The following is a 25,364-nucleotide window of genomic DNA, read 5'->3' as shown; positions in this document are numbered from 1 at the left end:
TACGGCGACGGGTGGCGCACCCGTCGCCGTTCACGCCTACGCCGAAACGGTTTCCGCGCTCATCGCCTTGACCAGGTCGTCGGTTCGGGTGACCGAGGCGCAGCGCCCGGCCGCGTACTCGAGCGCACCGACATGCTCGTCCAGGGAGAAGTCGGCTACCGCGTCGCCCACGAAGAAGATCTGCACGTCTTGCATGAACCCGTCCAAAGCGGTAGTCAGGCAACCGATGTGGGCATAGATTCCGGTGATGATCAGCTGGTCACGCCCACTCTCGCGCAGCCGCTCACGCAGATCTGTCTTGATGAAAGCGCTGTAGCGCCATTTTGTGAGCATCACGTCGTCCGGATGCGGAGCCAACTCGGCGATCACGTCGGTGTGAGCGGGATCTGCCTTCAGACCCGGTCCCCAGAAATCCGACAGCAACGCGCGCTCCTCGGGATCCTGATCACCGGGTTGCGCGGTGTAGACGATCGGGATTCCGGCAGCTCGCGCCGACGAACGAAGCCGGTCGATGTTCGGAACCACGGTTTGGAGCGGGTCGACGCTTCGGTCGTACGCGTTCACGAAATATTCCTGCATGTCGTGCAGAAGCAGCACCGCTCGGGAAGGATCGAGAGTCCAGTCGACCCGATTCTGCGGAAACTCGGTGGGCATCTCGTATCGCACTGCTGTGGGTAGCGCCATGATGAATCTCCTCGAAAATGTGGGGGTGGGAACCGATCAACTCGACAGAGTCTGTGCAGCAATCGATTCGCTGAGAACACGGCGCAAGGCCGCCTTGCTGGTCTTTCCGACGCCGGTGACGGGGAACTCGGTCACGAACTCCACTCGATCCGGAACCTTGTACGCCGCAACGCCTCGGCCTCGTATGTATCGCTTGATCTCGCCGACGGTCGGGGCATCTCCGGAAATCACCAGAACGGCGCAGGTTCGCTCGCCCAGGTACTCGTCGGGAACAGCGACGACGGCCGCATCGTGGACAGCCGGATGCGAGAGCAGGTGGTTCTCGATCTCCTCGGCGGCCACCTTCTCGCCGCCGCGGTTGATCTGGTCCTTTGCGCGGCCCTCGACAATCAGGTGTCCCGTATCGGTGACGCTGACCAGATCGCCGGTGCGATAGAAACCTTCGGCGTCGAAGACCTCGGCATTGTGCGCATCCGCCCGGTAATAGCCACGGATCGTATACGGACCCCGAGTCAGTAAGTGCCCCGTGGTTCCGGGCGCGACGAGCGCGCCTTCGTCGTCGACCACACGAACCTCGTCGTCGGGTGAAATGGGCCGGCCCTGAGTGCTGACGATCAATTCTTGCGTGTCGTCGAGGCGGGTGTAGTTGACCAAACCCTCAGCCATGCCGAACACCTGCTGAAGGGTGCAGCCCAGCTCCGTGGGTACGCGTGCGGCAGCTTCGGCGCTGAACTTCGCTCCGCCGACGCCGAGAACCCGCAAGCTCGACAGGTCGTGATCTGCCTTGCTGGGGGCGGCCATCCAGGCCAATGCGATCGGTGGAACCAAGGAAGCGTGCGTGACTCGCTCTGATTCGATCAGACCGAAAGCTGTGGTGGGCATGGTGTCCGGCGCCAGAACCACGGAGCCGCCCGCGTGGAGAACACCCAGGATGCCCGGCGAACTCATCGGAAAATTATGCGCTGCAGGAAGAACCACCAACATGCGCGTCGAGTCGTCGACGCCACAGATCGGGTTGGACGCTCGCACCGAGTAGAGGTAGTCGGCGTGCGTTCGCGGAATCAGCTTCGGAACACCGGTCGTGCCACCGGAAAGCTGAAGAAAGGCGACCGACAACGGATCGACGTCGGCAAGAACGGGAACCTCGTATCCGCGCAGCGAATCGAAACCGACAAACTCTTCGGGGTCACCGGCCACGATCACAACAGGCGGAGTCTCGAGGCCTTCGTTCACCTCACGCGCCAGCGCGCGGTAGTCGAACCCGCCATGACGGTCGGCGACGATATAGGCAGCGACATCAGCGAACTGGCAGAAGTATCCGATTTCGGTTCGGCGATGCGCCGGCAACCCGAATACCGGCAGGGCGCCGAGCTTCAACACACCGAACAATGCTTCGACGTATTCCACGATGTTCGGCAGCTGCAGAAGCACCCGGTCACCGGCGCGAACACCCAAGCCGGACAGGCCTCCGGCCACGGCCGAGCTGCGACGATCGAGGTCGGAATACGTCAGCCGTGTCTGTGTGCCAGAGGCATCGCTGCCGACCACCGCTTCGTTGTCGGGATGCCGTGCGGCCGCGGCCGTGACGAATCCGGCCAGCGTCTCGTCAGTCCAATAGCCTCGTTCCCGATAATGCGTCACCAAATCGGGTGGATACTGTGCGACGGGTGCCAAGGGCTCGCGAGCGATCCTCGAGGTCATGCAAGTGACTCCTGTTCGAAAGTACTGTCAGCAAATACGTCTCACGCTTTGAGCGTCGCTCCACCGTCGACGTACAGCGCCTGCATGGTGATGTGGGCCGCCCGGTCGGACAGCAGGAAGTGCACCGAGTCCGCGATATCGTCTGCGGTGGCCAGTTTTCCGAGCGGAATACCCAGGCGATAGCTCGCCAGATTGCCTTCGATGACCGCGTCGGCACCCGAATCGTCGGAAGGGTCCGACCACAATGACCGCTGCATCGCTGTGTCGGTGGATCCCGGAGCGACCACGTTGACACGAATGCCGTCAGTAGCCAGCTCCAGTCCAGCGGTTCGAACCAACATGGTGGCAGCAGCTTTGGACGAACCGTAAGCACCCATCCCGATACGTGGGACACCGGCCGCGTTCGACGAGACGACCACGATCGCCCCGGCCCGACGGCGACGCATTTCCAGTCCCACGCTTTGCAGCACGTTCAGCAATCCGAAGACGTTGACGCCGAATATCTTCCGCCACTGGTCTGGATCGGAGTCCAGCACCGATCCGGTGTCGAGAATTCCGGCGACGTGCGCGAGCGCGTCGATCCGGCCGAACGTGTCCATCGTCGAGGCCACTGCAGCGTCGACTGCCTGCCGATCAGTCACGTCCACGACGTGACTCTCGATATCGGCGCCTTCGACGATTGTTTCTGCCAATTCCGCAGTTACCCGCTTCAATTCGACGTCGTCGCGATCGAGCAACGCCAGCGAATACCCGTCGCGCGCAAGCGTACGGGCTACTGCGGCGCCGATCCCCGCCGCAGCACCGGTGACCACGGCGATTCGGCGCTCGCTCACTGCGGGCACAGGACCTGAACCCAGGCATTGATCGTGGGCTCTTCTGCCAACTCCGCGAAGTCGGCATCCGCGCCCGCTCCCCGCCACCGTTCGACGAGCGTCATCAAGCGAACCGAGTCAAGGCCTTCGTCACCCAGGTCCGCGTCGTCGCCGAGTTGTTCTGCCCTCATCGACAGAACCTCGGCGACGTCGCGCACGATCTGGTCACGGTCCACGGTGTTGCTCATCGGTCTCCTCGAGTAGTGGTAGACGCGCTCAGATCGAGCCAACCCAACCCTCGTGTCGACCCCGTCCGCACGCCTTGACTTTAGGCCAGCCTAACCATAACGGTACGGAAGTACACAACCCAGACGCTCGCAACACAAATTCACCCAAACTAAGGCTAGCCTCAACATAGCAAGCAATCTGTCGAACTGGAAGGGTGTCCATGTCAGCACTCGCCGAAGTCTCCGAATTCCCGTTGCGCAACAACCGGACTGACGATGAAACGGACTCCGTTTTCCTGCTCTCACGTAGGCAAACGTCGATCCGCACTTCGGGAGTAGTCGAAGAATTCGACTCGGCCTTCGACGCTGCCGAAGCCCTCAAGACCGGGCGCATCGACTCGGTCGTCGGCGCCCTGCCGTTCTCCCCGGAGACGCCGTCCGCCCTCACCGCGCCACTGAGTTTCACACGAGTCCGCGGTGATCTATATCACTCGAACATCCCGTCACTACCCACTTCGCGGGTAGCCGGATTCGAACCCAGCCCGCAGATCCACACCGACAGGGTCCGCGGAGCCATCGAGCGACTTCGAGCAGGCGAACTCGACAAAGTTGTCCTCGCACGCTCCCTGACCATCGAGGCCGAGTCCACGATCTTCCCCGCCGCTCTGGCCGAGAAACTGATTGCACTCGATCACGCGCACAACGGTTTCTGCGTCGACCTGTCCCCCGCCGGAGGAAAGTACCGCGGGCGATCGCTGGTCGGTTCGACGCCCGAGGTTCTGATCGAAAGGCGAGGCGGCGTCGTCACCTGCCACCCGCTGGCGGGCTCGATTGCACGCCATCCGAATTCGGATCAGGACGAGGCGAATGCCGAGCAACTCCGCGCGTCGACCAAAGATCTGGCCGAACACGCGTTTGTCGTCGACTCCATCAGCGCGATACTCGGACCACTGTGCACGTCCTTCAATGCACCCAGCGCACCGGAAATCCTTCGGACACCGCAACTGTGGCATCTCGGGACCAAGATCGAAGGTGTCCTGATCGACCCGAGCCTGACCTCGCTCGAACTCGCAATGGCGCTGCATCCGACCCCCGCTGTCTGCGGCACACCGACGGTCGCCGCACGCGAGCACATCACCGCAACCGAAGCCGATCGTGGGTTCTATGCCGGTGCCGTGGGCTGGTGCGACCGGACTGGAGACGGCGAGTGGATGGTAGCTATTCGTTGCGCCGAGATCGCAGCAGACGGCCTCTCGGCGCGGGCCTACGCCGGCGGCGGCATCGTCGCTACTTCCGACCCGGAAATCGAATTGAGAGAGACCAGTACAAAATTCCGCACGCTACTCAGTGCGTTCGATCTCGCTGAACATCATCTCTGACAGGGCGTCACTTCTTCGAGGTGTTCAGGGCAATCGCGGCGTGAACGAGTGCCTTGAACGCCTTTTCGTCGACGGCTTCGCCCTCGTGGAAATCGATCGCCCGTCGCGTATTGCCCTCGAGGCTGGAGTTGAAGAGTCCTGAAGCGTCGTCGAGTGATGCGCCTTTGGCAAAGGTCACCTTCACTGCGCTCTTGTAAGTCTCACCGGTACAGATCATTCCGGCGTGATACCACACGGGAACACCTCGCCACTTCCATTCCTCCACCACATCCGGATCCACTTCTTTGATCAGAGTTCGTATCCGGGCGAGCATCTCGCCCCGCCAGTCTCCGAGTTCCTCGATTCGCTGGTCGATCAACCGAGACGGGGAATCTGCGCCTTGCTTGTCGGACTCACTCTTCGCCATCGCTTCGTCACTTCCTGCTCGTCGCCGCCGATCTCCGGTGAGTCGAGTATCCCCTCCTGCACGCGGATTCACTCGGTGAATCACTGACGCATCACGACGTTTCGGCATAGGCGATTTCTTGCAGTTTCTGTCAAAGTGAGACGGACGTCCAGTATTCTCTGGGTACTAAGTCCCGATTCTTCGGCCTGGAGGACTGCATCGTGATCTGGAATCGACCGCTCACCCACTCAGTCGCTTGGGCTGCCGGATCGGTTGTTCTCGCCGCCGCGATTGTCGGCGTTCACACCGTTCCTGCGGCGGCGCAACAGGCCCGCGTCTTCGACGTACTGTGCACACCCACCGATGCAGGCCTTTCCGAGCTGTCCGGACTCACCGTCACCGCGGCCGGGATGTACGCAATCGGCGACAGCGGCTCCGACGATCGGGTCGCCGAACTCGATTCGAACTGCCACGTGCAGCGCTGGATCAGCGTGGGCACCCCTCGTGTCGACGTCGAGGATCTGTCGTCGACTCCCGACGGCCATCTGTGGCTGGCAGACATCGGCGACAACAACGCGGTACGAACGTCGGTCGGGCTGATCGACCTCGATCCGGCTTCAGGTGCGGCGACCTCCTACCCCCTGGTCTATCCCGACGGCGCGCACGACGCCGAGACACTACTGATCCAGAGCGACGGGGTTCCCGTCATCGTCACCAAGGACTACCTGGGTGCAAGCGTGGTCTACACAACCGCTGAGCGACAGCAGGTTCAGGATCTGAGTACGGGCTCGCCGACCATGTTGGCCAAAGTAGGTCAGCTCAGATTTACTCCCACCCTCACACCCGGTGGGCCCGTCCCCCACGCCGGCACGATGGCTGTCACCGGCGGCGCCGTGAGCAAGGACGGCACGGTGGTAGCGCTCCGCACGTATACCGACGCTTACCTGTACGCAGCTCCCGACGGCGATATCGTGAAAGCGTTGAACACCAACCCGATTCGCGTCCCCCTTACAGACGAGCCACAAGGTGAGGCGATCGCGTTCGACGCTGCCGGTGATCTGATCAGTGGCTCCGAGGCATACCGAGGGCCATTACCACCAATCCGAATTCTTCGCGGCGCCAGCGACATCGCACTGTCGGGCGGAGCGAGCGGCTCTCTCGGGTCGTAGTCGATTCGCGTCCCCGGGAAAGCGGACAGGCGCCGCTATCATGGCCGAGTGAACAAACAACTTCGAGCGACAGTGGTGGTCTCGGCAGTTCTTGCACTGGCTTCGTGTGCGAATTCCCTCGAAGGATCACCGCGCCCGGATGCGTTTGTTCCGAGCATCGACAACCCGGATCCGTCCGAAGCCATCGACGGAGTTGTCACGGTCGACTACCCAGCAGCCCAACACGTACGCCCGAACGAACGCGTGGCGTACACATATTCACCGCCCTTCGGCGGCCGTCACGACTCGGTCTGGGCAAACTGCACCGGAGTTGTTTATCCACAAGCGATTCGGACCGAGAATGCGGTCCATTCTCTCGAGCACGGGGCCGTGTGGATCACGTACAACCCCGACCTCGTCTCGAGCGAGGATCAGGCTCGCTTGGCACAGCGAGTCGAGGGCATGAGCTACACGTTGATGTCGCCGTATCCGACCCTGGATTCGCCGATCTCGCTGCAGTCGTGGGGCCGTCAGCTCAAGCTCGACAACGCCGCGGACGCGCGCATCGATCAGTTCGTCTCGGCTCTGCGCGTCAACCCGAACACGTATCCCGAAGTGGGCGCGACCTGTTCGGTGCCGGTGACGAGCTTCGACCCGAACAACCCGCCGCCATTCGACCCCACCACTCCGGATCCGTCATCTCCCACAACCGTTCCGGAGCGGTAGCGTCTCAGCAGGCCCCGCTTCGCGGCGCAGACACCTACTTGCCTCGTGAACGGCGTTCCAGTTCGACTGCCCGTCGCATGGTTTCCCGAGCCCGGCTTCGGTCACCGGCATAGTCGTAGGCGCGAGCAAGTCGGAAGTTCTGCTTCCAGTTGTCCGGGTCTGCTTCCCAGTCGACCTTGATCTGGGCGAACAACTCGTCGGCAGCCGCTCGCTCGATCCGGCCCGAAGGCAATTTCGGAAGCGCAGACGCGTCGACAGCGAGGCCCTCGTCGTGAATCTGCTGCGCGAGGCGCTGGTGCGTGAAGCCGGCACGGAGCGTGGCGATGACGAGCCACAGCCCCAGGAACGGCAGGATCAGCACGCCGATCCCTAGACCGATCGCGGCGCCGCCACCGTCCTGGATGAGCTGGATTCCGCGCTGACCGAGGAGCACGAAGTACACCGCGAGCGCGATGCAAATCGCGACGATCAGTGCGACGGTGCGGGTGGTCTTGTTCATAGATCGAGAAAGGAATCGATACCGACCGTCAGACCCGGACGCGAGCCGATCTGGCGGACACCGAGCAGAACGCCCGGCGCGAACGAATTCCGGTCGATCGAGTCGTGGCGAATGGTCAGCGTCTCGCCCTGAGTTCCGAGAATCACTTCCTGATGCGCGACCAGTCCGGCCATCCGCACGGAGTGAACCCGGACGCCGTCGACGTCGGCTCCACGCGCACCCTCGAGCTCGGTCGTGGTGGCGTCAGGGCTGCGTCCGACGCCTGCTTCCGCGCGAGCTTCGGCGATCATGGCGGCCGTTCGGTATGCGGTGCCCGAGGGAGCATCTGCCTTGTTGGGGTGGTGAAGTTCGATGACCTCGACGGAATCGAAGAAGCGCGCCGCGGCAGCCGAGAAGCGCATCAACAACACAGCACCGATGGCGAAGTTCGGGGCGATCAGAACACCCGTTGCAGGCTGCTCGTCGAGCCAGGACTGCACAGTCGCCAGCCTGGACTCGTCGAAACCGGTGGTGCCGATCACGGCGTGAATTCCGTTGGCCACGAGGAATTCCAGATTTCCCATGACGACGTCGGGGTGCGTGAAATCGACCACTACCTGAGTGCGGGTGTCGACAAACGTCTCGATGCGATCACCGGTGTCGACCTGAGCGACAAGTTCCAGATCGGGAGCAGCTTCCACTGCCTCGCAGATCGCTCGACCGACCTTGCCCTTGGCTCCCAGAACCCCGACCCTGATGGGTGCTGCACTCACGTCTTCCACGCTCCGTCCGATGCATTGTTTGAGGTGAAGCCTACGCAATCACCCCGATGCGCTCACCATCAGTCGGGCGGGAGTTATGTCACCACTGGCACACTGGACGTAGTGAGCAACCGTCCGCAAGTCCGCGAAACCGGCAACCTTCGACCACTCGAGTTGGCAACGGGTGCCGTCATGGCCGGATTCACGGTCGCGTTGTCCGTCATTGCCACGGTCATCCCCATGGCCAGCGCCCTCAACCTCGTGGCCGCCGTTCCGATGGGAATTGTTGCCCAACGCTTCCGAGTCCGCGCCGTGACGACAGCCGGTATCTCGGCCACGGCAGTCGCCTTCGTCGCGGCGGGTTCGGGATCTGCGGCGGCGGTCGCATTGAGCGCTCTCCTCGGCGGAATCATCGGTACGGTCAAGCGGCGCGGTCTCGGCTTCGTCTCCGCATTGCTGTCGTCATTGGTCATCGGGCCCGCGCTGGCGTTGTTCTCCATAGTCCTGTTGCTTGTTCTCGCTCCGCTGCGCACCTTGTTGTTGACCTCGCTCGAGAACACCGCGTTGGGCGTGGCCGAGATCTTGAAGCGTGCCCCCACACTGGTCGGCGCAGCCGAATGGATCGATAACAGCATCGGCTCGATCATCGACTACTGGTGGTTGTGGATCGGCGTGTCCATCATCTCCGGAATCGTCCTCAGTACCGTCGTCTCCTATTTTGTCCTCGGCGCCGTCCTCGACCGATTGGCTGCACTCCCTTCGGCCGACCCGCTCCAGACAGCACCCGACGACCGTCCGATCGATCCGTTGCCGGTCACTTTCGATCACGTGGGCTTCACCTATCCGGGTGCAACGACACCGGCCCTCGTCGACGTCAACTTCACCGTGCGACGAGGAGAGTTCGTCACCGTCGTCGGCCACAACGGCTCGGGCAAGTCCACACTGACCCGGTTGCTCGCCGGGCGCGCGCCGACTGTCGGGACGCTGACGAGACCCGGGTCCGCCGGTCTCGGCCGACACGGCGGAACCGCCGTCGTCCTCCAACGACCCGAAAGCCAGATCCTCGGAACCCGCGTCGCGGACGACGTCGTCTGGGGGCTCCCCCCCGAGTCGCATCCCGACGTCGATGCACTGCTGGCCGAGGTGGGACTCGCGGGCATGGGTATGCGTGAGACCTCCGGGCTGTCCGGTGGCGAGATGCAACGTCTGGCTGTTGCAGCCGCGCTGGCGCGGCGCCCCGCTCTGCTGATCGCGGACGAAGCCACCGCGATGGTCGATCAGGCCGGCCGGGAGGAATTGGTCTCGCTCCTCGCCGAACTTCCGCGACGCCACCCGATGGCCGTGGTACTGGTCACCCATCACCACGCCGACACCCGCAACGCAGATCGGGTGATTCAACTACAACGCGGACGGCAGATCGATCACCAACCCGGTTGGATGACGTCGACGTTCGGGGGTCCGCCGTCTGCGCCGTGGCCGGTCAGCACTCGAGCTGTCCTCCAACTCACCGATGTCACCCACACGTACAACGACCGGACTCCGTGGTCGCGGCGCGCACTGTCGGACGTCAATCTCACAATCGGCGACGGCGACGGGCTGCTGGTTCTGGGCGGCAACGGTTCCGGTAAATCGACTCTGGCCTGGATCATGGCGGGCTTGATCGCACCGAGCAAGGGAACCGCAGTCTTCGACGGCAAACCCGTCTCACGCCAACTCGGCACCGTCGGTCTCACGTTCCAGCATTCGCGACTGCAGCTGCAACGCCGAACCGTCGCCGAAGACATCGAGGCCGCCGGAGGTCCGGAGATCGGATCGGTGCAAGTCTCGTGGGCGCTCGACGCCGTCGGACTCGACCGTCACATCGCCGGCCGCAGCATCGACGAGTTGAGCGGCGGACAGATGCGACGCGTCGTCCTGGCCGGTCTCCTCGTGCGCCAACCGCGGGTACTCATACTCGACGAACCGTTGGCCGGTCTCGATCCACCCGGTCGACACGAAATCCTGAACGTACTCAGGTGGATTCGTCGGAACGGAACCGCAGTAGTCGTCATCTCCCACGATGTCGACGGCATGGACGCCGTGTGCAGCAGAACAATTCGACTGTCGGAGGGTCGCATCCTCGACCCTGCCGCCAGCAGCGCCTTGGAAGGATCGACGACGTGACAACACTTCTGCGCGAAGTCCCGACTTCATCGCCGATCCACCGATTGTGGGCCGGAACGAAGATCGTTGCCGTCGTTCTCGTCAGCATCGTGGTCGTGACCGCTCCGTCCTGGCCGGCGATCGGCGTCGTACTCGGATTGTTGTTGCTGACCGCGGTGATCGGACGCATCCCCCCGACTGCAGTTCCGCGACCTCCGTGGTGGTTGTGGGCGCTGATCCTGCTCGGCGCGTTGATCAATCTTCCGATCGGCCTCGACGCAGTCTTCATCTACCTGCAAGCTGTGACGTTCGGTCTTGTATTGCTCTGCGTCTCACTGATGTTGGCATGGACCACGTCGATGAGCGATGTGGCGCCGGCACTGGCAACGCTCGGTAGACCGCTGCGATTCCTCAAGATCCCGGTCGACGAGTGGGCGATCGCGACGGCCCTCTGCATTCGTTCACTTCCGCTCTTGATCGACGAGATGCTCACCCTGGTGGCGGCGCGACGACTACGCCCGAAAGCTGTGGTGAACAGCGCTGCCGACAATTCGATAGTCGATCTGATCACCACGACCATGTCGGTGGCAATTCGGCGCTCTGCCGAGATGGGTGAAGCGATCTCCGCTCGCGGGGGCACCGGTTTGATCGCGGTGTACCCCAAGCGCCCTCAGCTCGCCGACCTCGTCGCACTGACCGTCGTCACCGCCGCGTGCGTCAGCGCGGTTGTTTTGACTCTGGTTCTGCGCTGATCGGGTCACCGCTGACAGAATTTCCCTGGGCGATGATCGCAGAACCCATCCAGCGCCGTAGGTATCGCCGCAGTTCTTCGTCGCTCCGCTTCGGGTCGCCGGGCGCGAGGAAAAACGACTGCATCGTCCGCAGGACGTATTCGACCAGTTCCTGAAGTGATGCGTCGTCGTATCCGAAACGCACCCAGTCCACGTCGAAGCGGGTGATCATCGCCATTCCGAAGGCCTGCGCCTCCTGAGAGGTCAGGCCTTCGGGATGAAGACTCGAATTCGTGCTGGTGAGCAGAATGCCGAGATGGGGCGTTCGGTGGACCTGGGTCAGGGTGTAGACGACACCCTCGGTCATCGCCTCGACGGGGTCTTCGATGCCGCTCACGTGTGTGGTGAGCCGATCGAGGTAGCCGTCGACCGACGCGATTGCAGCTGCCCGCATCAGAGCGTCGGCGCTGGGAAAGTATCGATACACGGTCTGCCGGATCACGCCCAGTGACTCGGCGACGTCGCCGATGCTGATTTCCGAACTCGTCCGTGCGATCAACTCGACCGCGGCCTCGACAATGCGACGAGACGCATCTTCGTCACTGTCCGGTGGATTGCCGCCCCACCCACGCCTTCGTGCCACTGCCCACTTCCTCGCTCGAACGAGGCTCGAACCATGTCTTTGCGCTCGAAGTCCAAGAGCCACAGGCTAACACAGGCAGGTTTTGCATCTGCGCCCCTCGAATTCACTCCCCTCGCCGAAAGTGAACATACAACTGCACACCAATATGTATGATTACCGCCACACGTGGCTTCGAGTGCCAGAGCGGCCACCTGACCAGCCCCTCCGAAAGACGAGGTTCGACAAGTGACCAACCTTCAACCCCGAAAAATGGACTTCGGATTCGAGGATCAGGACGTTCCCTTCCTGTGGAACCCGGAGAATCCGGCCTGGTCGAGCATGTCCAACGCGGTCTCGTTCCTGGCCATCGGTTTCGAGAAGATGATCGTGAAGATGATCATGCAGACCAAGTCGCGGATCAGCGATCCTGAGGTGGCCGAGGAAGCCGTGGCGTTCATGCGTCAGGAAGGCCATCACTCGACCGCGCACCGCCAGCATGTGAAGGCTCTGATCAGGCGCTACCCCGGACTGCAGAACACGCTCGACGCTGTGATCGGTGAATTCGATCTACTGACCGAGGCGACCTCGCTGAACTACCGGCTTGCATACACCGCAGATCTGGAGGCGACCTTCACACCGGTGTTCAAACTGATGCTCGACAACGAGGCGACCTTGTTCCGTCCGGGAGACGACCGCGTCGCGTCGCTGTTCATCTGGCACTTCGTCGAGGAAGTCGAGCATCGCAGCTCGGCACTGATCATCTTCAATTCCGTTGTCGGAAGCGAGCTTTACCGGATGCGAATGGCGCCGTCGATCTTCGCACACGTCATGAAGGTGATTCGTATCGCCTGCGCAGGCTTCAACCAGCACGTTCCGCTCTCCGAGCGGCAAGTCGACTCACTGTCGATGTTCGCCACCCACCGCACCAAGCAGAAGATTCTGACGTCGTTCGCTCCGTATCTGACCAAGGGCACGATGCCTCGCGCCTTCGATCACCTTCAACTCGGAGAACAACTCGTCGCACTCGGCGGTGTCTTCCGCAGCCAGATGCCCAATCACAACCCGGACCACGAGAAACTCCCCGCACTCGCCGACCAGTGGTTCAAGCGTTACGACGACGGCTACGACTGCACACGCTGGTACACCGCCGAATCTCAGGCACAAGCCGAGTCGATCACGTCAGGGGCCAACTGATGGCAGAACACTGCTCCCCCACGTTTTCCCAGCTCGCAACAGAACTCGGTTTCTCCTGTCAGGAAGCAGGTGGACTCGTCGAGTTCCGTAACCCGGCGGCGCTGGAGAACTGGACCCTGCCCGTCCTCGAATGGACCATCATCGTCGGCTCGGTGCTCGCACTGGTCCTGGCGATCGTGCGGTTGCGCCGCAACGGCGACCCCACCAACCTGGTCCTCTGGTTCGGCGCCACCGCCTACCTGTTCATCATCGAGCCTCCGCTGTACTTCCCGGCGGCGTTCGGCATCGAAGAACAAGTGGACACGATGTTCGCGCACAACGTGTTCACCGTCGACTTCATGTGGGGTCGACTGCCGCTGTACATCGTTGCCATCTATCCACTGATGGCGACGTTGGCCTTCGAAATAGTCAGAATGCTCGGCGTTTTCCGCAGATACGGTCCACTACTGGGCGCTGTCTGCGTCGGCTTCGTCCACCATGCGTTCTACGAAATCTTCGACCACCTGGGGCCCCAGTTGCGGTGGTGGGAGTGGTCGACGTCGAACCCGATCAACCAACCCATGTTCGACGCGGTTCCACTTCCCAGCGTGGTCGTCTTCGCCGCGCTGTGGCCGATGTCGTTGGCATTCTGCGTCCAGTACTTCGTCGGACGGCACGTCGATGCCGGCAAGCACTTCTCCGGACTTCAATTGGTATGGCGCACCATCGTGATCGGCCTGCTGGCCTCGCTGGGTACGTTCATTCTCCCGCTCCCGGCGACGGTCTTCGGTATGGGAAGCGACACTGTCCGCGGGTTCCTCTACGCCGCTGAACTTGCAGTCCTCACAGTGGTCGCGATCGTGGTTCTCGTCCGCCAATGGACGCACCTGCGCTCGGCAGAATCGAACACTCCTGAACACACCAACAGGTTCGTGCAGATCTACAGCGTGGTGTACCTGGTTGTCATGGCCGTCCTGTGGGCGAGTGCGCTTCCCGACTTCTTCGACGCGGTCGACGGTTCCACCAGCGCTGGAGATCCCATCGGGAACCTCTGGTACACAGTGGCGTGCTTCGTCATCGCAATCCTGTGCGTGAGCGCAACTTTCACCATTCCGAAGCGGAACTCCGGGACGGCCGACGCCGAGCTCCTCGGGGCAAACTCAGCGACTCCGGCTACCTAGGCGACCGGGACGAGACCGCTCGGGTCTCGTCCCGGTTTCTCGGTTTCACGGGACGCGGTGAGTCCACTCTTCGGTTCTGAACTTCGTGTCCACCAGCTTGCGCGCCTGCTCCAACTCCGAGTCCGTGTAATCGCTGTCGTGGGTGTCGTATTGACCTCGAAAGTGCTGCGCAAACGACTCCAGGATTGCTGCACGCGTCATTCCGGTCTGCGAACGCAGCGGATCGACGCGCTTGGCCGCACTCTTGGTTCCCTTGTCCGACATCTTCTCTCGTCCGATTCGCAACACCTGCGTCATCTTCTCAGCGTCGATGTCGTAGGCCATGGTCACGTGATGGAGCACAGTGCCGGACGCGAATCGCTTCTGAGCGGCGCCGGCGATCTTGCCCTTGTCCGAGGCGATATCGTTGAGCGGCACATACCGAGCGTTGATACCGACCTCGGCAAGCGCTCCCATGACCCACTGATCGAGAAACGCGTAGGACTGCTCGAAACTCAAACCCTCGACCAATGACGCCGGTACTGCCAACGAGTACGTGATGCAGTTGCCCGGTTCCATGAACATCGCGCCGCCACCGGAGATTCGGCGCACCACCCCGATGCCGTACCGCGCAGCCGCCTCGGAGTCGACCTCGTTACGCACGGACTGGAACGATCCGATCACGACCAAGGGCGAGTCCCAGTCCCAGAAACGCAATGTCGGCGGACGCTCACCCGATGCGACCTCACGCGCGATGACCTCGTCCAGCGCGACGTGCATCGCGGGATCGAGAACCACCGGCGGGATGAGGTCGAAGGTGTGATCCGCCCAGCTCGTGGCGTGGCCGAGTGCGCGCCGGATCGCGATGCCGACCGACTGCGGCGTGAAGCCGATCATCGAGACGGACTCGTCGAGCGCAGTGGAGATGGCATGCGCCAACTGTTCTGCATCCGAGTCGGCGGGCATTCCGCGCAACGCCGCGTTGATGTCGTCGAGCGCGCTGTCGGGCTCGAGGAAGAAGTCCCCCGAGACTGCGACTTCGGACAGCCGACCGTCCGCCACCTCGACGTCGACCGCGACCAGTTTTCCACCAGGAACCTTGTACTCTCCACGCATCCGTCCAGCCTATCCCTGCGGGATTCTCTGCGGTGAGCGCCGTCGAAGATCACACCCCGCGCGCAGTGCGCATCTGTTCGGAAGGCAGGGCGATCAAGTAACCACACCTGTAAGTCGCTGCGGGGCTGCACAATCGCGCGGACGGGACCGCACGTGTCGACCCCTGGCAATTTGGCCGAGCAACGGCCCTGCTTCTGCCGACAGGCGAGATGATCTCTGTGGTGGGAGGATTGCCGCAACGAGCCAACTCCCTGGCGAGCCACAACGGAGGTAGACATGAAGGTCCCGGCGTTCCACTCGACGGTTCCTTCGGATCTCGACGTCTATCACGACAACGAAAGCTGCATTTTGGCCGCGCGCATCGCAGTGTCCCATCGTGCCCACGGAGTCGACGGCCGACCGTGGTGCACTGCGTGTGCGTCTTTGGACTGACGAGCGACCACCAGCTCACTCACACCCACGTCGCCGATTCGGGGGCAACCCCGTTGGCCCGAGCATTCGCATCGATGACAGCGCGGAGCCACACTGTCAGACCGGTCTCGACCTGCTCGTAGAACGCGGTGAATCCCGGATCGGCCACGTACATCCGTCCCAGACACACCTGCATCGAATGTGTGCAGTCGAAGTAAACCCCGATCGACGCTCGGTGCCGTTCTGCCAGCAAATTCGCCTCGCCGCTTCCCGGTTCGACACCGGATCGGCAGGCCAGCGCCAGATCTTCGTTGAGCGTCTCGACGCAGTCGGCGATCTTCTGCCAATCCTCAGCGGTCCTACCCGCCGACCGTTCCGCGTGCTGCGCCCACTGCGCACTGTCACCCCAACGCTCGTGCGCCTCAGGTCCCCATGACGGCTGCCAGTGTCGGCCGAAGATCGAGACCTGCTCGTGTGCCGGCAACAGCACACCCGACTTCCTGGCATCGATGATGCGATCCAAGGACTCGCCCAGTTCCTCCAAGTCGGCTATCCGTTGCCGCAACTCGGCGCGCTGCCCACGCAGCGTCTCGTCCACGTGGGCTGCGGGCGCATCGAGCAATATCCCGATCTCGTCGAGCGACAAACCCACGTCACGGTAGACAAGCACCCGGCCGATGCGACCGAGGTCCGCGTCGGTGTACAGCCGGTAGCCCCCGTCACTGCGCCCGGACGGACGCACCAAACCGATTGCGTCCCAATGATGGAGGGTACGTACGGTTATGCCTAGTCGTGATGCGGCAGCACCGACAGTGAGAGCACTGTCTGCCTCGTCTCCGAAGAGTTGGTCCGTCACGTGATCCAGTCTGACAGACGCGGTTCGGGAGGCCACAGCGTCAGACCTCGGTTCAGTCGTCGGGTCCGTCAATTCCCATGCCTCGCAGATGCTCGGCCTCGGCACTGTTCGGGTCGTACGGACGAGCGGCCGTCATGATCACGCGCGCGTTCTCCGGTGTCACAATCTCCAACTCCAGTGAATTCCACGGCTTCAGATGTGGACCGCTGGTGCATCCGGGCCGCAATTCCTCACACGCCTGTGCTATCTGGTCCATCTGACTCAGCACACACGCAAAGCTCACACTGACGGACGGTGGTGAATCTGCACATTCGCCGGGCACGAGCAGAACGTCTTGAAATGCCCAGCGTCGCAGGTGCGTCAGTCGATCCGGTACCGAAAAGAGGTCGAAGAAACCGAGCCCACGGATCCAGAAGTCGGCAGATTCGGCCAGATCCGATGTCGGAACCGACACGAACATGGGCATTCCGTAGAGACCTCGGAACTGTTCCGGAGGCACGGCGTCTGTAGCGGGGACAGGGACGGGGCTGATGTCGAATGCCGGGTAAGTATCGGTCATGAAGCCATCGTGAGCCCTCACGCTACGTCAGGGTCAAATCGTGTGAAATCCGATCGAACCAGATTGCGCGATCACACCGTGCGTGCGAATGCGCCGTCGTCTGCGAATACCCGTTGGGCAAAGCGTTCGCCGATGAGACGGTGCGTCGCAGCGTCCGGATGGAGCTGATCGGGAAGCGGCAACTCTTCGTTCTCGGCCGCACCATAGAGATCGCACCCGTCGACGTAATGCAGATTGGGATCATCCGCCGATCGCTGGGTTACGATGCGCGCCAACTCTTCCCGAATAGAGCGCAGCGTCAGCTTTCCGGCTGCGCGCTCGGCGGGATCGCCGGTAGCAACGAATCGCATTTCGCCTCTGGCAAGCGCGTCGAAATCGAATGCACCAGGTCCAGGCGTGTCTTCGTGAATCGGGCAATAGACAGGCGAGACGACCAGCAGTGGAGCCACTGGATGACCGTCGCGGACCGTGTCGAGGAAGCCGTGCATTGCCGACGTGAAGGCCCGCAGGCGCATCACGTCGGAGTTGACCAGATTGATGCCCATCTTGATGCTGATGAGGTCGGCAGGAGTGTCTCGCATAGCGCGGGCGACGTACTGGTCCAGCAGAGCGCTGCCGCTGAACCCGAGGTTGATCAGATCCACGCCGCCGAGAGAGGCTGCGAGAGCAGGCCAAGTGCGGGAGGGACTTTCAGCGCCGGAGCCTTGACTGATCGAGCTTCCGTGATGGAGCCACACATCACGCTTCGTGCCGACTGCGAGTTCGAGCGGGGCGTCGGTTCGCAATGCGACAAGTTCGGTGGTTTCGTTGTGCGGCAACCAGATCTCGACGGTCTTGGATCGCGCGGGCAAGTCCGCGAAGCGGATGGTGCTGACGGGTCCGGATTGTCTCTGAGCGGTACCGGTCGCCATGTCGATCGTCACCGTGTTGCCACCCTCAGCGATTGCGTGCCCGGTTGGTTCGCCGTCGACGATCAGGTCGTACACCCCTTGCGGCCTCGGCGGAGCACCGATGTAGATCATTTTCGTGGGCAGAGTGTCGAGTTCGATGGCCGTAGCGCTGGTTCGGAACACCAGCCGCACTCCGGACGGTTGTGATTGCGCCATTGCCATCTGCCCGTCAGCGAATTGCGTGCGAGCTCTGGCAGGCAGACGGTGTGTCAGCACACCGCGTTCGGTCCGCTCGAGCTCGAGGGCTCCGCGCACGATGTCCTCGGAAATTACGGTAGTAATCCAGCTGCTCTGGCTGTTCATCTCATTCACCTGTAGATAAGTTGCGAAGGTTTTAACTACAGCACACAGTAATTTGCCTATACTATTTAGGCAAGCGGTTTCACTTCTCGACGAACAGGACCAACGGACATGCCTCGCGCAGGACTGACACCCGAACGCCTCGCCGTGGCGGGCGCCGAATTGGCCGACGAGGTGGGCTTCGAGCAGGTGACCGTATCGGCGGTCGCCAGAGCGTTCGACGTCAAGGTCGCAAGCCTGTACTCGCACGTGAAAAGTTCGAACGACCTCAAAACCAGAATCGCGCTGCTTGCCTTGGAAGAGATGGCCGACCAGGCTGCCGACGCCGTGGCCGGTCGGTCCGGCCGCGACGCCTTGACCGCCTTCGCGAACGTGTACCGCAACTACGCGAGGTCACACCCTGGTCGGTACGCCGCGTCACAGATGCGCCTCACCCCGGAGGCCGCGGCCGCGAGCGCGGGTTTCAGACACTCGCAGATGATGCGATCGATTCTGCGCGGGTACAACCTCACCGATCTCGATCAGACCCACGCAGTTCGGTTGCTCGGCAGCGTTTTTCATGGGTACGCCAGCCTCGAGCTGGGTGGATCGTTCAGCCACAGTGCACCGGACAGCGCCGAAAGCTGGGCAAGAATCCTCGAGGCTCTCGATTCGATGCTGACCAATTGGCCAGCGTCGAGTCCATGACCAGTCGTGATTCTTGCGCGCCAAGTTCTTGCGCCACTTGGTGATCGCACACGGCCAAGAAACCTCGGGCCCACCCCAGGAGCGGCGCCACACAATCGCGCGCTCCCGCAACCACAGGTCGCACTGGGACAGAAGAAGGTCCGAGTAGGCAAGAAGCCGGGCGTGGAGCTCCGCTTAGAGGAGAAGCTTGGCGCGCAGAGAGTCGACAGTGCCCTGGTCGACGCCGAGGCCCTCCCGTACGTAAGTATCCATACCGCCGTAGAGCCGGTCCACCTGTGCATACGCCGCATCGAGCCACGACAGGTCCACCGCGTCGTCCCGGCCCAGGTACGTGTTCGACGCCATGAAATCGGCACTGATGAACTCACGCGGGACACCCAGAATGGTCAGCAGGATCGCGGTACCCCAACCGGTGCGGTCCTTCCCTGCACTGCAGTGGTAGACGGTTGCGCCGTCGGAGTTGTTCGCGATCGCAGTCAGCAGGTCACGGAAGGCGACATCGGAACCACGGTAGTTGACCATGAACGGGTAGCCGATGCTCTGGCCGATGTTCGAGGTTCCCTTGACTGCGCCGTCGATCAACGCGCGACCGAGGGTCAGGGGAACGAACTCGTGGAACGCGATGCCGTGTTCGATACTGACGACGTCGGCGACCTGGTAGGTGACCCCGGCGGGGATCCGATCGGGATCCTCCGCACGTTCGGAGGCGTTGCGCAGGTCGACGTCGAGGGTCAGGTTCGCGGCGGTGAGTTTTGCCAGATCAGTCTCATTGAGCGAGCTGAGCTTGTTGGAACGGAACACCAGGCCTGTCCGGACGGTCCTGCCGTCGGTAGTCCGATACCCGCCGATATCGCGGAAGTTCCGCGCCTCGTCGAGCCTGATCTCGGCCGCGGACGGCGGTGGGATCTCCGGCAGCGGCGGTTGCTCCCCGGACGATCCGAACTGACTCGAACCCAATTGCAGGTCGCCGCTCGAAGCGGAGGCGAGTGTGGGGCCTGTCAGGGCCGCACCCATAGCGACCAGCGCAGCGAGGGCGATTCCGAAAGGGCGCGCCCCTCGGCGGCGCGTGTAGACAGTTGTCACCTTCATCCTCTCATTCGCTGTGCGGGATACCCCGCGCCCCGCAAACTCCCGTGCGAGATTACAAGGGTGGCACGCTCCTCGTCCCGACTTTGCTCCAGAAACCGGACATGTGTTCAGGTGCCCGGCCAGCCGCCATCCTGCAGGAAGAAACTCTTGCCCGTCACTGCGTCGCCATCGACCACGCCGGGCCCGTTCGAACGACAGACCGCGGCCGCGCCCGTGCTTGTCACTCCGACTCGCCGTCGAGACATTGCCCAAGCCAGGCACCCATATCCGACGCAGCGCGGCGGGCAACAGGCGTTGGATGGTTTGTAAATCCATGCGGGACATCAGGATAGAGACGCAAGTCGACGTCGTTTCCGGCCGCCGACAGTCGCGCCACCATGGCAAGGTTCTCTGCCAGGACCACGTCTTCTGATCCAACGACAACGAGGGTCGGCGGCAGGCCGCTGAGGTCGCCGAATGTCGGAGAAATATCCGGAAGAGTGCGATCATCGACATGGCCGACGTAGGCTTCGATGAAGTATTCGTCGCTGATGGTGCGGCCCGCGGGAGTCTGGGCACTGACGTCGTACGTGCCCGCTTCCAGAACCGCACCCGAAAATGCCTTGGCCAGACCTCGATCACGAAGGCGCAGCAACGTCGTCGTCACCAAGGTTGCTCCCGCCGACATGCCACCGATGGCGAGCCTGGTCGTCCCGAACCGTTCGGCAGCGACCTCAAGCAGCCACAAGGCGACTGCCTCACAATCGTCCGGCGCTGCCGGCCAAGGGAATTCCGGTGCAAGCCGGTAATCGACGGTAACCACTACCACCCCGACCTCGTCGGCAAGTCTCATGCTTCGGGCGTCAGCGCTGGCCGCTGAACTCATGTAGAAACCCCCACCCGGAAGATACAGATAGACCCCGTTGACATCGCCGTCTTTCGGAGTGACTACGCGTACCGAAACGGATCGGCCCTCGATGTCGAGTGTGTGTTCAACAGCCCGGCTCGCCGTGGGATCAACCACCCTGGATGCTCGCACCACAAGCAGTTCCTGCAGGGAACTCGGACCGACACCGGCAGGCCGCGACGCATAGAACGCTCGCGTACTCGCCAAATCGTCACGAGGCATTTGTTCGATCAGATCAGTCAATGCAAGCTTCACCAGGGCTCCCTCGGGTCGAGACTTGTCGACAATGATGACACCTCCAGCAGGAGCACGTGTCCGACGTGTTCTCGGCAACGCGGGGCCGTGACAGGTATGAGCAAACCGCGCCGGAAAGAGGTCTTCTCACGCTAGCCTCGACTCGGAATTGGACGTTTGTCTAGAAAGGTCGATGGATGCGTGCGCTGTTGCTTGCCACCCTCGCAATCCTGGTCCTCCAGATTGCAACTCCGGCGGCGAACGCTGCACCACCGGATCCGGGCTGGACTCTCCCCCAACTGACCGTCGCAGATCGAACGATCAAGGACGTCGACGGACGAACGGTGTTGCTCCGCGGCGTGAACGCCAACGGTCTCAATGACTACGCAACCAACGGCACCGGTCTACCCACCGTTACGCCGCTGGGAAGAACGGACTTCGCGCAGATGGCAGCGCTGGGCTTCAACGTCGTCCGGCTCAACGTCGCGTGGTCCCTCCTGGAACCGACCCGCGGTGCATTCGACACTGCGTACGTCGACCGCGTTCGAGTAGCGGTCGAGGATGCAAAAGACCACGGCATCTACACCGTTCTCGACATGCATCAGGATGCATGGGGCCCGTACGTCGGCACTCCGAGCGACCAGTCGTGCCCGTCATTCATGCGGCCGGGAGTCGGCTGGGACGGCGCACCCGAGTGGGCAACCCTGACCGGCGGATGGACAACCTGCAACATCGGTGGGCTCAGGGAAGCCGCACCCGCGATCGCCCATGCCTTCCAGGCGTTCTACGACGACGAGCAAGGAATCCAGAGTCGCCTCGTCGCGACGTGGGCGCGGTTGGCTGCCGAGTTCAAAGACGAACCAGCTGTAGCCGGATACGACCTGTTGAACGAACCGAACCCCGGCCTGCGCGATCCATTCACGGCAGCTGATCAGATCGGGCAGTTCTACAAGCGGGCCACCGACGCCATCAGACAGGCCGAAGCAGGAGGATTTCCACACCTCGTGTTCTTCGAGCCCAGCGCGATCTGGTCGGCTTTCGGCCTCGACGCGCTGCCTCCACGCCATTACCTGACCGATCCCCTGGTGGTCTTCTCGCCCCATCTCTACAGCGAATCGATAACGGTCAGTAGCGAATTTCCCGGAATCGAAGACGGATTCAAGATCGCCGACCTCGCTGCCGCCTGGTACGACGCACCGTTGTGGACGGGTGAATGGGGTTGGTTCGGCGACGCCGACGAGCAGAGAGCAGACGTCGACCGCTTCGTCGATGCCACCGACAGGTACCGGATGGGCGGCGCGTGGTGGTCGTGGACACAAGCGTGCGGTGACCCCCACCCGGTTCGCGACGGCAATACCCACCAGCCGCAGGGAAATCTGAATCGCATCGACTGCCCGTCCGGTGAATCACTCGGGCTCGTAGAGGGATTCGCCGCGCCACTCTCGCGAGCGTATCCGCGGGCAGCGCCCGGCTCGCTGACGGAGGTATCGCGTGACGGGTTTGACGGGAGCGGCACCGGACGGGTCGAGGCCTGGTACCCCGGCACCGACCGGCCACAGCTCGAGACCACGAATCTCTCCGACGTCCGACTGTCCCCGATCGAGGGCGGATGGCAACTGATCGGTCACGCCGACGGCGACTACGCGGTCAAGCGCGCCTGATCGAACGATCATCCGGGAATCGCGCGTTCACACCACGCGAAAGAGCGGGTATCAGAAGATTCCGCCAATTCCCTTGCCGATCAGAACAACTCCGACGACCAAGATCAACACACTCATCACCGTGGTGTTGTTGTCCTCGAGCCAGACTTTGAGATTGGCCAATGGCTTTCGCAGGCGATCAGCAGCCACCAGGTATCCGATGACCGGGATCGCGACAGTTGAACTGGCGATGACCGTGAATACGAGAATCGAGGTGATCGCTCCGCTGGTCGCCAACGACGCCGAGCCGATCGACACTCCGGCCGCGATGCACATGAGCAGGTTCTTCGGGTTGATCGCGGCGAGCGCGAATCCAAGGCCCAATCCCTTGACCGCGGTCATCTCGTCGACGGCTTGCATCCACTTCGGTGTTTCGTGCTCGCCGCTGCGCCCCCGCCACTGCTTGACCCCGACGGCCAACAGGAGGACACCGAGAGCTAGTTTGATCCACGAAACCGTGGCGGACGGTCCGTCGTCTGACGTGCTGACGGCACTGGACAAGATGACGAAAAGAACTGTAGCGATGAAGATTCCGAGTAACCAGCCCACCGCGAACCCGGCGCTGGTGCTACCCGCTCGCTTGGAGAGCAACATCAAGATAGTGGCGATGACGGCCACCGGCGACACGGCGACACCGACGGCCAATGGGAGAAGTTCTCCGACAACGGAACCCATGTCAAAACTCATTTCTGATTGCGGCAAGCAGGATAGGCAGTAGGCGAGAAAAGCCGCCCCTGTCCGCCACGACGGACAACAGAGCACAGCCGATACCGCTGCGCGATAATGCTGACACTGCGAGCGCCTGCGTAGTTCATGCCTCATTCGAAAGGGATGAGTGCCTGAACCGCAGGCCTCGATTCCCCACCGAAGATCGCGAAAAGACTTGGCCAACGGTGTGTCGGCTGCGCTCGCAGCAGAGCGCAGCCGACATCATCGAGGAGGATCACCAGACACAATCTCGAGTAGTGACCTCACGCGTAGGGACGGGTTACTTCGCGCAGCCACTGCCCTCGAACGCGAGCTTGGACGTATATTGCCCGTCCGGCAAATACTCTCCCATCACTGCCTTCTCGTCACCGGGCGTCTTGGTGTCGTGTGCAGCGTGGCTGAAGTCCTTGGCCGGCAGCATGTTCCGCATGATCAAGAGGGAATCGTCGGGATGCCCTGCGCCGTCACCGGCCGGCGAGAGCGAAAGCCATGACACCCCACATTCCTTCGTAGCGTTTGCGGGTCGGTCTTCTGGGAGCGACGCGACAATCGTGTAGCGACCATCCGCATCAGTGGCCATCTGCTCGTCGAACAGACACGTCGCTACCTTCGTCGTTGCCAGCGATTCATTGCTGCACATCGACCAGAACCGCATGTCGACTGCGCTGTCGAGATTCTTTGCGCCGCCTGTCGTCTTCGGAGTCCTCGGCAACTCTCCCCGAAGTACTAGAACTTCGCCGAACCCACGGTTGACTTCGGCGGTGACGTAGCTGTTGTCGATGTTGGAGTACTGCCCGCCCACCCGCTGGGGTGTGCCATCGCATTTGCCGAGATAGGTACAGCCGAGCGTGAACTCGGCGCTGTAGTACGCCCGCCAGACTGGTGTCTGCTCGGAAGGGAATGTCGCAGGCTTGCCCGGTTGGTCACGCAATGCCTTGTACGTGTCCAGCGGCAGCGAAGCCGGCTTCAAGATTCCGTTGTCCGCACCGACCGCTGAACACAGATCCTGCCCGCGCAACACCTGACCACCGGAAAGGTGCAGCTCTGGCTCCGGCAGTCCAACGCCGCCGGTGAGATCACGCCCGTTGTCCGGCAGGTAGATGCGATAAAGCAGGCTTATCCGGTCCTGACCTGGCACACCGGCATACAAGGTGTTGGGTTTCGGCTCAGCAGGTGAGGCCTCGTTGAGGACGGAAGCCGTGTACGACCTGGCACTTTCGTTCGATCGATCGGCACCGGGAAGATAGGTGTTGCGCGAACCTGCGTCGGGAGCTGTCGAAATGTCATTGAGGACGGCGGTCGGCATCGCGGTTGCTGCGTTGTACGAGTTCAACGACTGATAGCGCGCATGCGCATACTGCCCTCGGATAACCAACTCGGCGTTCTCGGGGATTGTGAACTGCGCAGCCCAGTAAATCGCCGCAGTGTCAGGAAAGGCGTAGTTGAGCTGTGGGTCCGCGCGCTCGGGATTGATCGGCACGGACCAGAAGCAGGTCGACACCGGATGCTCGACGTCCGGTCCGCCGGATCCGAAATCGACAGAACCAGATTCGGATCCGCTAGCCGAACCGGTTCCTGATCCGGATCCGCTCGACGAACCGAAATCGACAGATCCGACCGCCGGCGCGGCAACCGCGGACCCAGCCCCGGCAAATACAGTGATCGCGCTCAGCGCCACCGCAGCTACGAGTGTTCTTGATGAATGCATCGCGCTCCTTGTTAGTTAGCTGACAAACAGT

At 62.3% G+C, this 25,364-nt stretch carries 26 protein-coding genes; 10 read left to right on the top strand and 16 right to left on the bottom strand.

Features of this window, described 5'->3' with window-relative positions; translation table 11 throughout:
• Positions 1 to 36: 36 nt before the first annotated feature.
• Genes QRN54_RS05040 through QRN54_RS05025 form a run of 4 tightly spaced genes read right to left on the bottom strand, consistent with a single transcriptional unit; the run spans position 37 to position 3,445 of the window.
• Positions 37 to 684 carry an isochorismatase family protein gene (locus QRN54_RS05040; RefSeq protein WP_007735125.1) on the bottom strand — a complete coding sequence of 216 codons (648 nt, stop codon included), beginning with the start codon at positions 682 to 684 and terminating at the stop codon, positions 37 to 39.
• Positions 685 to 720: 36 nt separating this feature from the next.
• Positions 721 to 2,385 carry a (2,3-dihydroxybenzoyl)adenylate synthase gene (locus QRN54_RS05035; protein WP_285181690.1) on the bottom strand — a complete coding sequence of 555 codons (1,665 nt, stop codon included), beginning with the start codon at positions 2,383 to 2,385 and terminating at the stop codon, positions 721 to 723.
• 41 nt (positions 2,386 to 2,426) lie between these two features.
• Complete coding sequence (locus tag QRN54_RS05030; protein ID WP_003942103.1) at positions 2,427 to 3,227, bottom strand: 2,3-dihydro-2,3-dihydroxybenzoate dehydrogenase; 801 nt, start codon at positions 3,225 to 3,227, stop codon at positions 2,427 to 2,429.
• Positions 3,215 to 3,445: a phosphopantetheine-binding protein gene (locus QRN54_RS05025; protein ID WP_003942230.1), complete on the bottom strand. Its 231-nt coding sequence runs from the start codon at positions 3,443 to 3,445 to the stop codon at positions 3,215 to 3,217. Before QRN54_RS05025 ends, QRN54_RS05030 begins: the two co-directional genes overlap by 13 nt.
• Before the next feature lie 200 nt (positions 3,446 to 3,645).
• Here QRN54_RS05025 and QRN54_RS05020 point away from each other — a divergent pair, with 200 nt between their 5' ends.
• A complete protein-coding gene (locus QRN54_RS05020) occupies positions 3,646 to 4,803 on the top strand; it encodes an isochorismate synthase (RefSeq protein ID WP_020969440.1) in 1,158 nt (385 codons plus the stop codon).
• Between the two features lie 7 nt (positions 4,804 to 4,810).
• Here QRN54_RS05020 and QRN54_RS05015 read toward each other — a convergent pair whose 3' ends face one another.
• Complete coding sequence (locus QRN54_RS05015) at positions 4,811 to 5,209, bottom strand: DUF1801 domain-containing protein (protein WP_037130001.1); 399 nt, start codon at positions 5,207 to 5,209, stop codon at positions 4,811 to 4,813.
• Between the two features lie 200 nt (positions 5,210 to 5,409).
• Here QRN54_RS05015 and QRN54_RS05010 point away from each other — a divergent pair, with 200 nt between their 5' ends.
• Together QRN54_RS05010 and QRN54_RS05005 are read left to right on the top strand one after the other, a co-directional pair.
• Complete coding sequence (locus QRN54_RS05010) at positions 5,410 to 6,357, top strand: hypothetical protein (protein WP_285181689.1); 948 nt, start codon at positions 5,410 to 5,412, stop codon at positions 6,355 to 6,357.
• A 48-nt stretch (positions 6,358 to 6,405) separates the two neighbouring features.
• On the top strand, positions 6,406 to 7,062 hold the full coding sequence (locus QRN54_RS05005; RefSeq protein WP_003942235.1) for a thioredoxin-like domain-containing protein: 657 nt from the start codon (positions 6,406 to 6,408) through the stop codon (positions 7,060 to 7,062).
• 34 nt (positions 7,063 to 7,096) lie between these two features.
• Here QRN54_RS05005 and QRN54_RS05000 read toward each other — a convergent pair whose 3' ends face one another.
• Entirely contained in the window at positions 7,097 to 7,561 is a 465-nt protein-coding gene (locus QRN54_RS05000; RefSeq protein ID WP_003942246.1) for a hypothetical protein, read from the bottom strand.
• On the bottom strand, positions 7,558 to 8,313 hold the full coding sequence (gene dapB / locus QRN54_RS04995) for a 4-hydroxy-tetrahydrodipicolinate reductase (RefSeq protein WP_020907482.1): 756 nt from the start codon (positions 8,311 to 8,313) through the stop codon (positions 7,558 to 7,560). The genes QRN54_RS05000 and dapB overlap by 4 nt, the downstream gene beginning before the upstream one ends.
• Before the next feature lie 111 nt (positions 8,314 to 8,424).
• Between dapB and QRN54_RS04990 the strand changes: the two genes are divergently transcribed.
• The gene (locus QRN54_RS04990; RefSeq protein WP_007735113.1) at positions 8,425 to 10,464 is read left to right on the top strand and encodes an ATP-binding cassette domain-containing protein; all 2,040 of its coding nucleotides are present in this window, start codon (positions 8,425 to 8,427) and stop codon (positions 10,462 to 10,464) included.
• Positions 10,461 to 11,195 carry an energy-coupling factor transporter transmembrane component T family protein gene (locus QRN54_RS04985; protein WP_285181688.1) on the top strand — a complete coding sequence of 245 codons (735 nt, stop codon included), beginning with the start codon at positions 10,461 to 10,463 and terminating at the stop codon, positions 11,193 to 11,195. Before QRN54_RS04990 ends, QRN54_RS04985 begins: the two co-directional genes overlap by 4 nt.
• Here the strand turns inward: QRN54_RS04985 and QRN54_RS04980 are convergent.
• Entirely contained in the window at positions 11,161 to 11,817 is a 657-nt protein-coding gene (locus QRN54_RS04980; protein ID WP_050655771.1) for a TetR/AcrR family transcriptional regulator, read from the bottom strand. The genes QRN54_RS04985 and QRN54_RS04980 overlap by 35 nt on opposite strands.
• Positions 11,818 to 12,042: 225 nt before the next feature.
• Between QRN54_RS04980 and QRN54_RS04975 the strand changes: the two genes are divergently transcribed.
• Together QRN54_RS04975 and QRN54_RS04970 are read left to right on the top strand one after the other, a co-directional pair.
• Positions 12,043 to 12,990 carry a metal-dependent hydrolase gene (locus QRN54_RS04975; RefSeq protein WP_030535581.1) on the top strand — a complete coding sequence of 316 codons (948 nt, stop codon included), beginning with the start codon at positions 12,043 to 12,045 and terminating at the stop codon, positions 12,988 to 12,990.
• A complete protein-coding gene (locus QRN54_RS04970; RefSeq protein ID WP_285181685.1) occupies positions 12,990 to 14,150 on the top strand; it encodes a DUF7802 domain-containing protein in 1,161 nt (386 codons plus the stop codon). The genes QRN54_RS04975 and QRN54_RS04970 overlap by 1 nt, the downstream gene beginning before the upstream one ends.
• Positions 14,151 to 14,195: 45 nt before the next feature.
• Here the strand turns inward: QRN54_RS04970 and lplAB are convergent, their stop codons facing one another.
• Positions 14,196 to 15,245 (bottom strand): lipoate-protein ligase LplAB, encoded by a 1,050-nt coding sequence (lplAB, locus tag QRN54_RS04965; RefSeq protein ID WP_003942269.1) that lies wholly within the window; start codon positions 15,243 to 15,245, stop codon positions 14,196 to 14,198.
• 276 nt (positions 15,246 to 15,521) lie between these two features.
• On the opposite strand from lplAB, the gene QRN54_RS04960 reads away from it, so the two are divergent.
• On the top strand, positions 15,522 to 15,677 hold the full coding sequence (locus QRN54_RS04960) for a hypothetical protein (RefSeq protein ID WP_165638325.1): 156 nt from the start codon (positions 15,522 to 15,524) through the stop codon (positions 15,675 to 15,677).
• A 19-nt stretch (positions 15,678 to 15,696) separates the two neighbouring features.
• On the opposite strand, the gene QRN54_RS04955 is transcribed toward QRN54_RS04960, so the two are convergent.
• The 3 genes from QRN54_RS04955 to QRN54_RS04945 form a co-directional block, all read right to left on the bottom strand.
• The gene (locus tag QRN54_RS04955; RefSeq protein ID WP_047271490.1) at positions 15,697 to 16,512 is read right to left on the bottom strand and encodes a MerR family transcriptional regulator; all 816 of its coding nucleotides are present in this window, start codon (positions 16,510 to 16,512) and stop codon (positions 15,697 to 15,699) included.
• 52 nt (positions 16,513 to 16,564) lie between these two features.
• Complete coding sequence (locus tag QRN54_RS04950; RefSeq protein ID WP_030535584.1) at positions 16,565 to 17,071, bottom strand: VOC family protein; 507 nt, start codon at positions 17,069 to 17,071, stop codon at positions 16,565 to 16,567.
• Between the two features lie 71 nt (positions 17,072 to 17,142).
• Positions 17,143 to 18,324 (bottom strand): GDSL-type esterase/lipase family protein, encoded by a 1,182-nt coding sequence (locus tag QRN54_RS04945; RefSeq protein WP_030535585.1) that lies wholly within the window; start codon positions 18,322 to 18,324, stop codon positions 17,143 to 17,145.
• Between the two features lie 108 nt (positions 18,325 to 18,432).
• Between QRN54_RS04945 and QRN54_RS04940 the strand changes: the two genes are divergently transcribed.
• On the top strand, positions 18,433 to 19,008 hold the full coding sequence (locus tag QRN54_RS04940; protein ID WP_030535586.1) for a TetR/AcrR family transcriptional regulator: 576 nt from the start codon (positions 18,433 to 18,435) through the stop codon (positions 19,006 to 19,008).
• Between the two features lie 174 nt (positions 19,009 to 19,182).
• Here the strand turns inward: QRN54_RS04940 and QRN54_RS04935 are convergent, their stop codons facing one another.
• Both QRN54_RS04935 and QRN54_RS04930 read right to left on the bottom strand, forming a co-directional pair.
• Positions 19,183 to 20,097, bottom strand: a complete 915-nt coding sequence (locus QRN54_RS04935; protein ID WP_007735104.1) for a tyrosine-protein phosphatase — start codon at positions 20,095 to 20,097, stop codon at positions 19,183 to 19,185.
• A 220-nt stretch (positions 20,098 to 20,317) separates the two neighbouring features.
• Entirely contained in the window at positions 20,318 to 21,238 is a 921-nt protein-coding gene (locus QRN54_RS04930; RefSeq protein WP_047271403.1) for an alpha/beta hydrolase, read from the bottom strand.
• Positions 21,239 to 21,414: 176 nt separating this feature from the next.
• On the opposite strand from QRN54_RS04930, the gene QRN54_RS04925 reads away from it, so the two are divergent.
• Positions 21,415 to 22,878 (top strand): glycoside hydrolase family 5 protein, encoded by a 1,464-nt coding sequence (locus tag QRN54_RS04925; protein ID WP_064444503.1) that lies wholly within the window; start codon positions 21,415 to 21,417, stop codon positions 22,876 to 22,878.
• Between the two features lie 51 nt (positions 22,879 to 22,929).
• Here QRN54_RS04925 and QRN54_RS04920 read toward each other — a convergent pair whose 3' ends face one another.
• Together QRN54_RS04920 and QRN54_RS04915 are read right to left on the bottom strand one after the other, a co-directional pair.
• Positions 22,930 to 23,592 (bottom strand): GAP family protein, encoded by a 663-nt coding sequence (locus QRN54_RS04920; protein WP_042922581.1) that lies wholly within the window; start codon positions 23,590 to 23,592, stop codon positions 22,930 to 22,932.
• Positions 23,593 to 23,905: 313 nt separating this feature from the next.
• Positions 23,906 to 25,333 (bottom strand): hypothetical protein, encoded by a 1,428-nt coding sequence (locus QRN54_RS04915; protein WP_054827139.1) that lies wholly within the window; start codon positions 25,331 to 25,333, stop codon positions 23,906 to 23,908.
• Between the last annotated feature and the right edge of the window lie 31 nt (positions 25,334 to 25,364).

The sequence above is a fragment of the Rhodococcus sp. MEB032 genome, from assembly GCF_030208925.1.
GTDB lineage: Bacteria > Actinomycetota > Actinomycetes > Mycobacteriales > Mycobacteriaceae > Rhodococcus_F > Rhodococcus_F qingshengii.
This window is presented reverse-complemented; position numbering and strand designations above follow the sequence as displayed.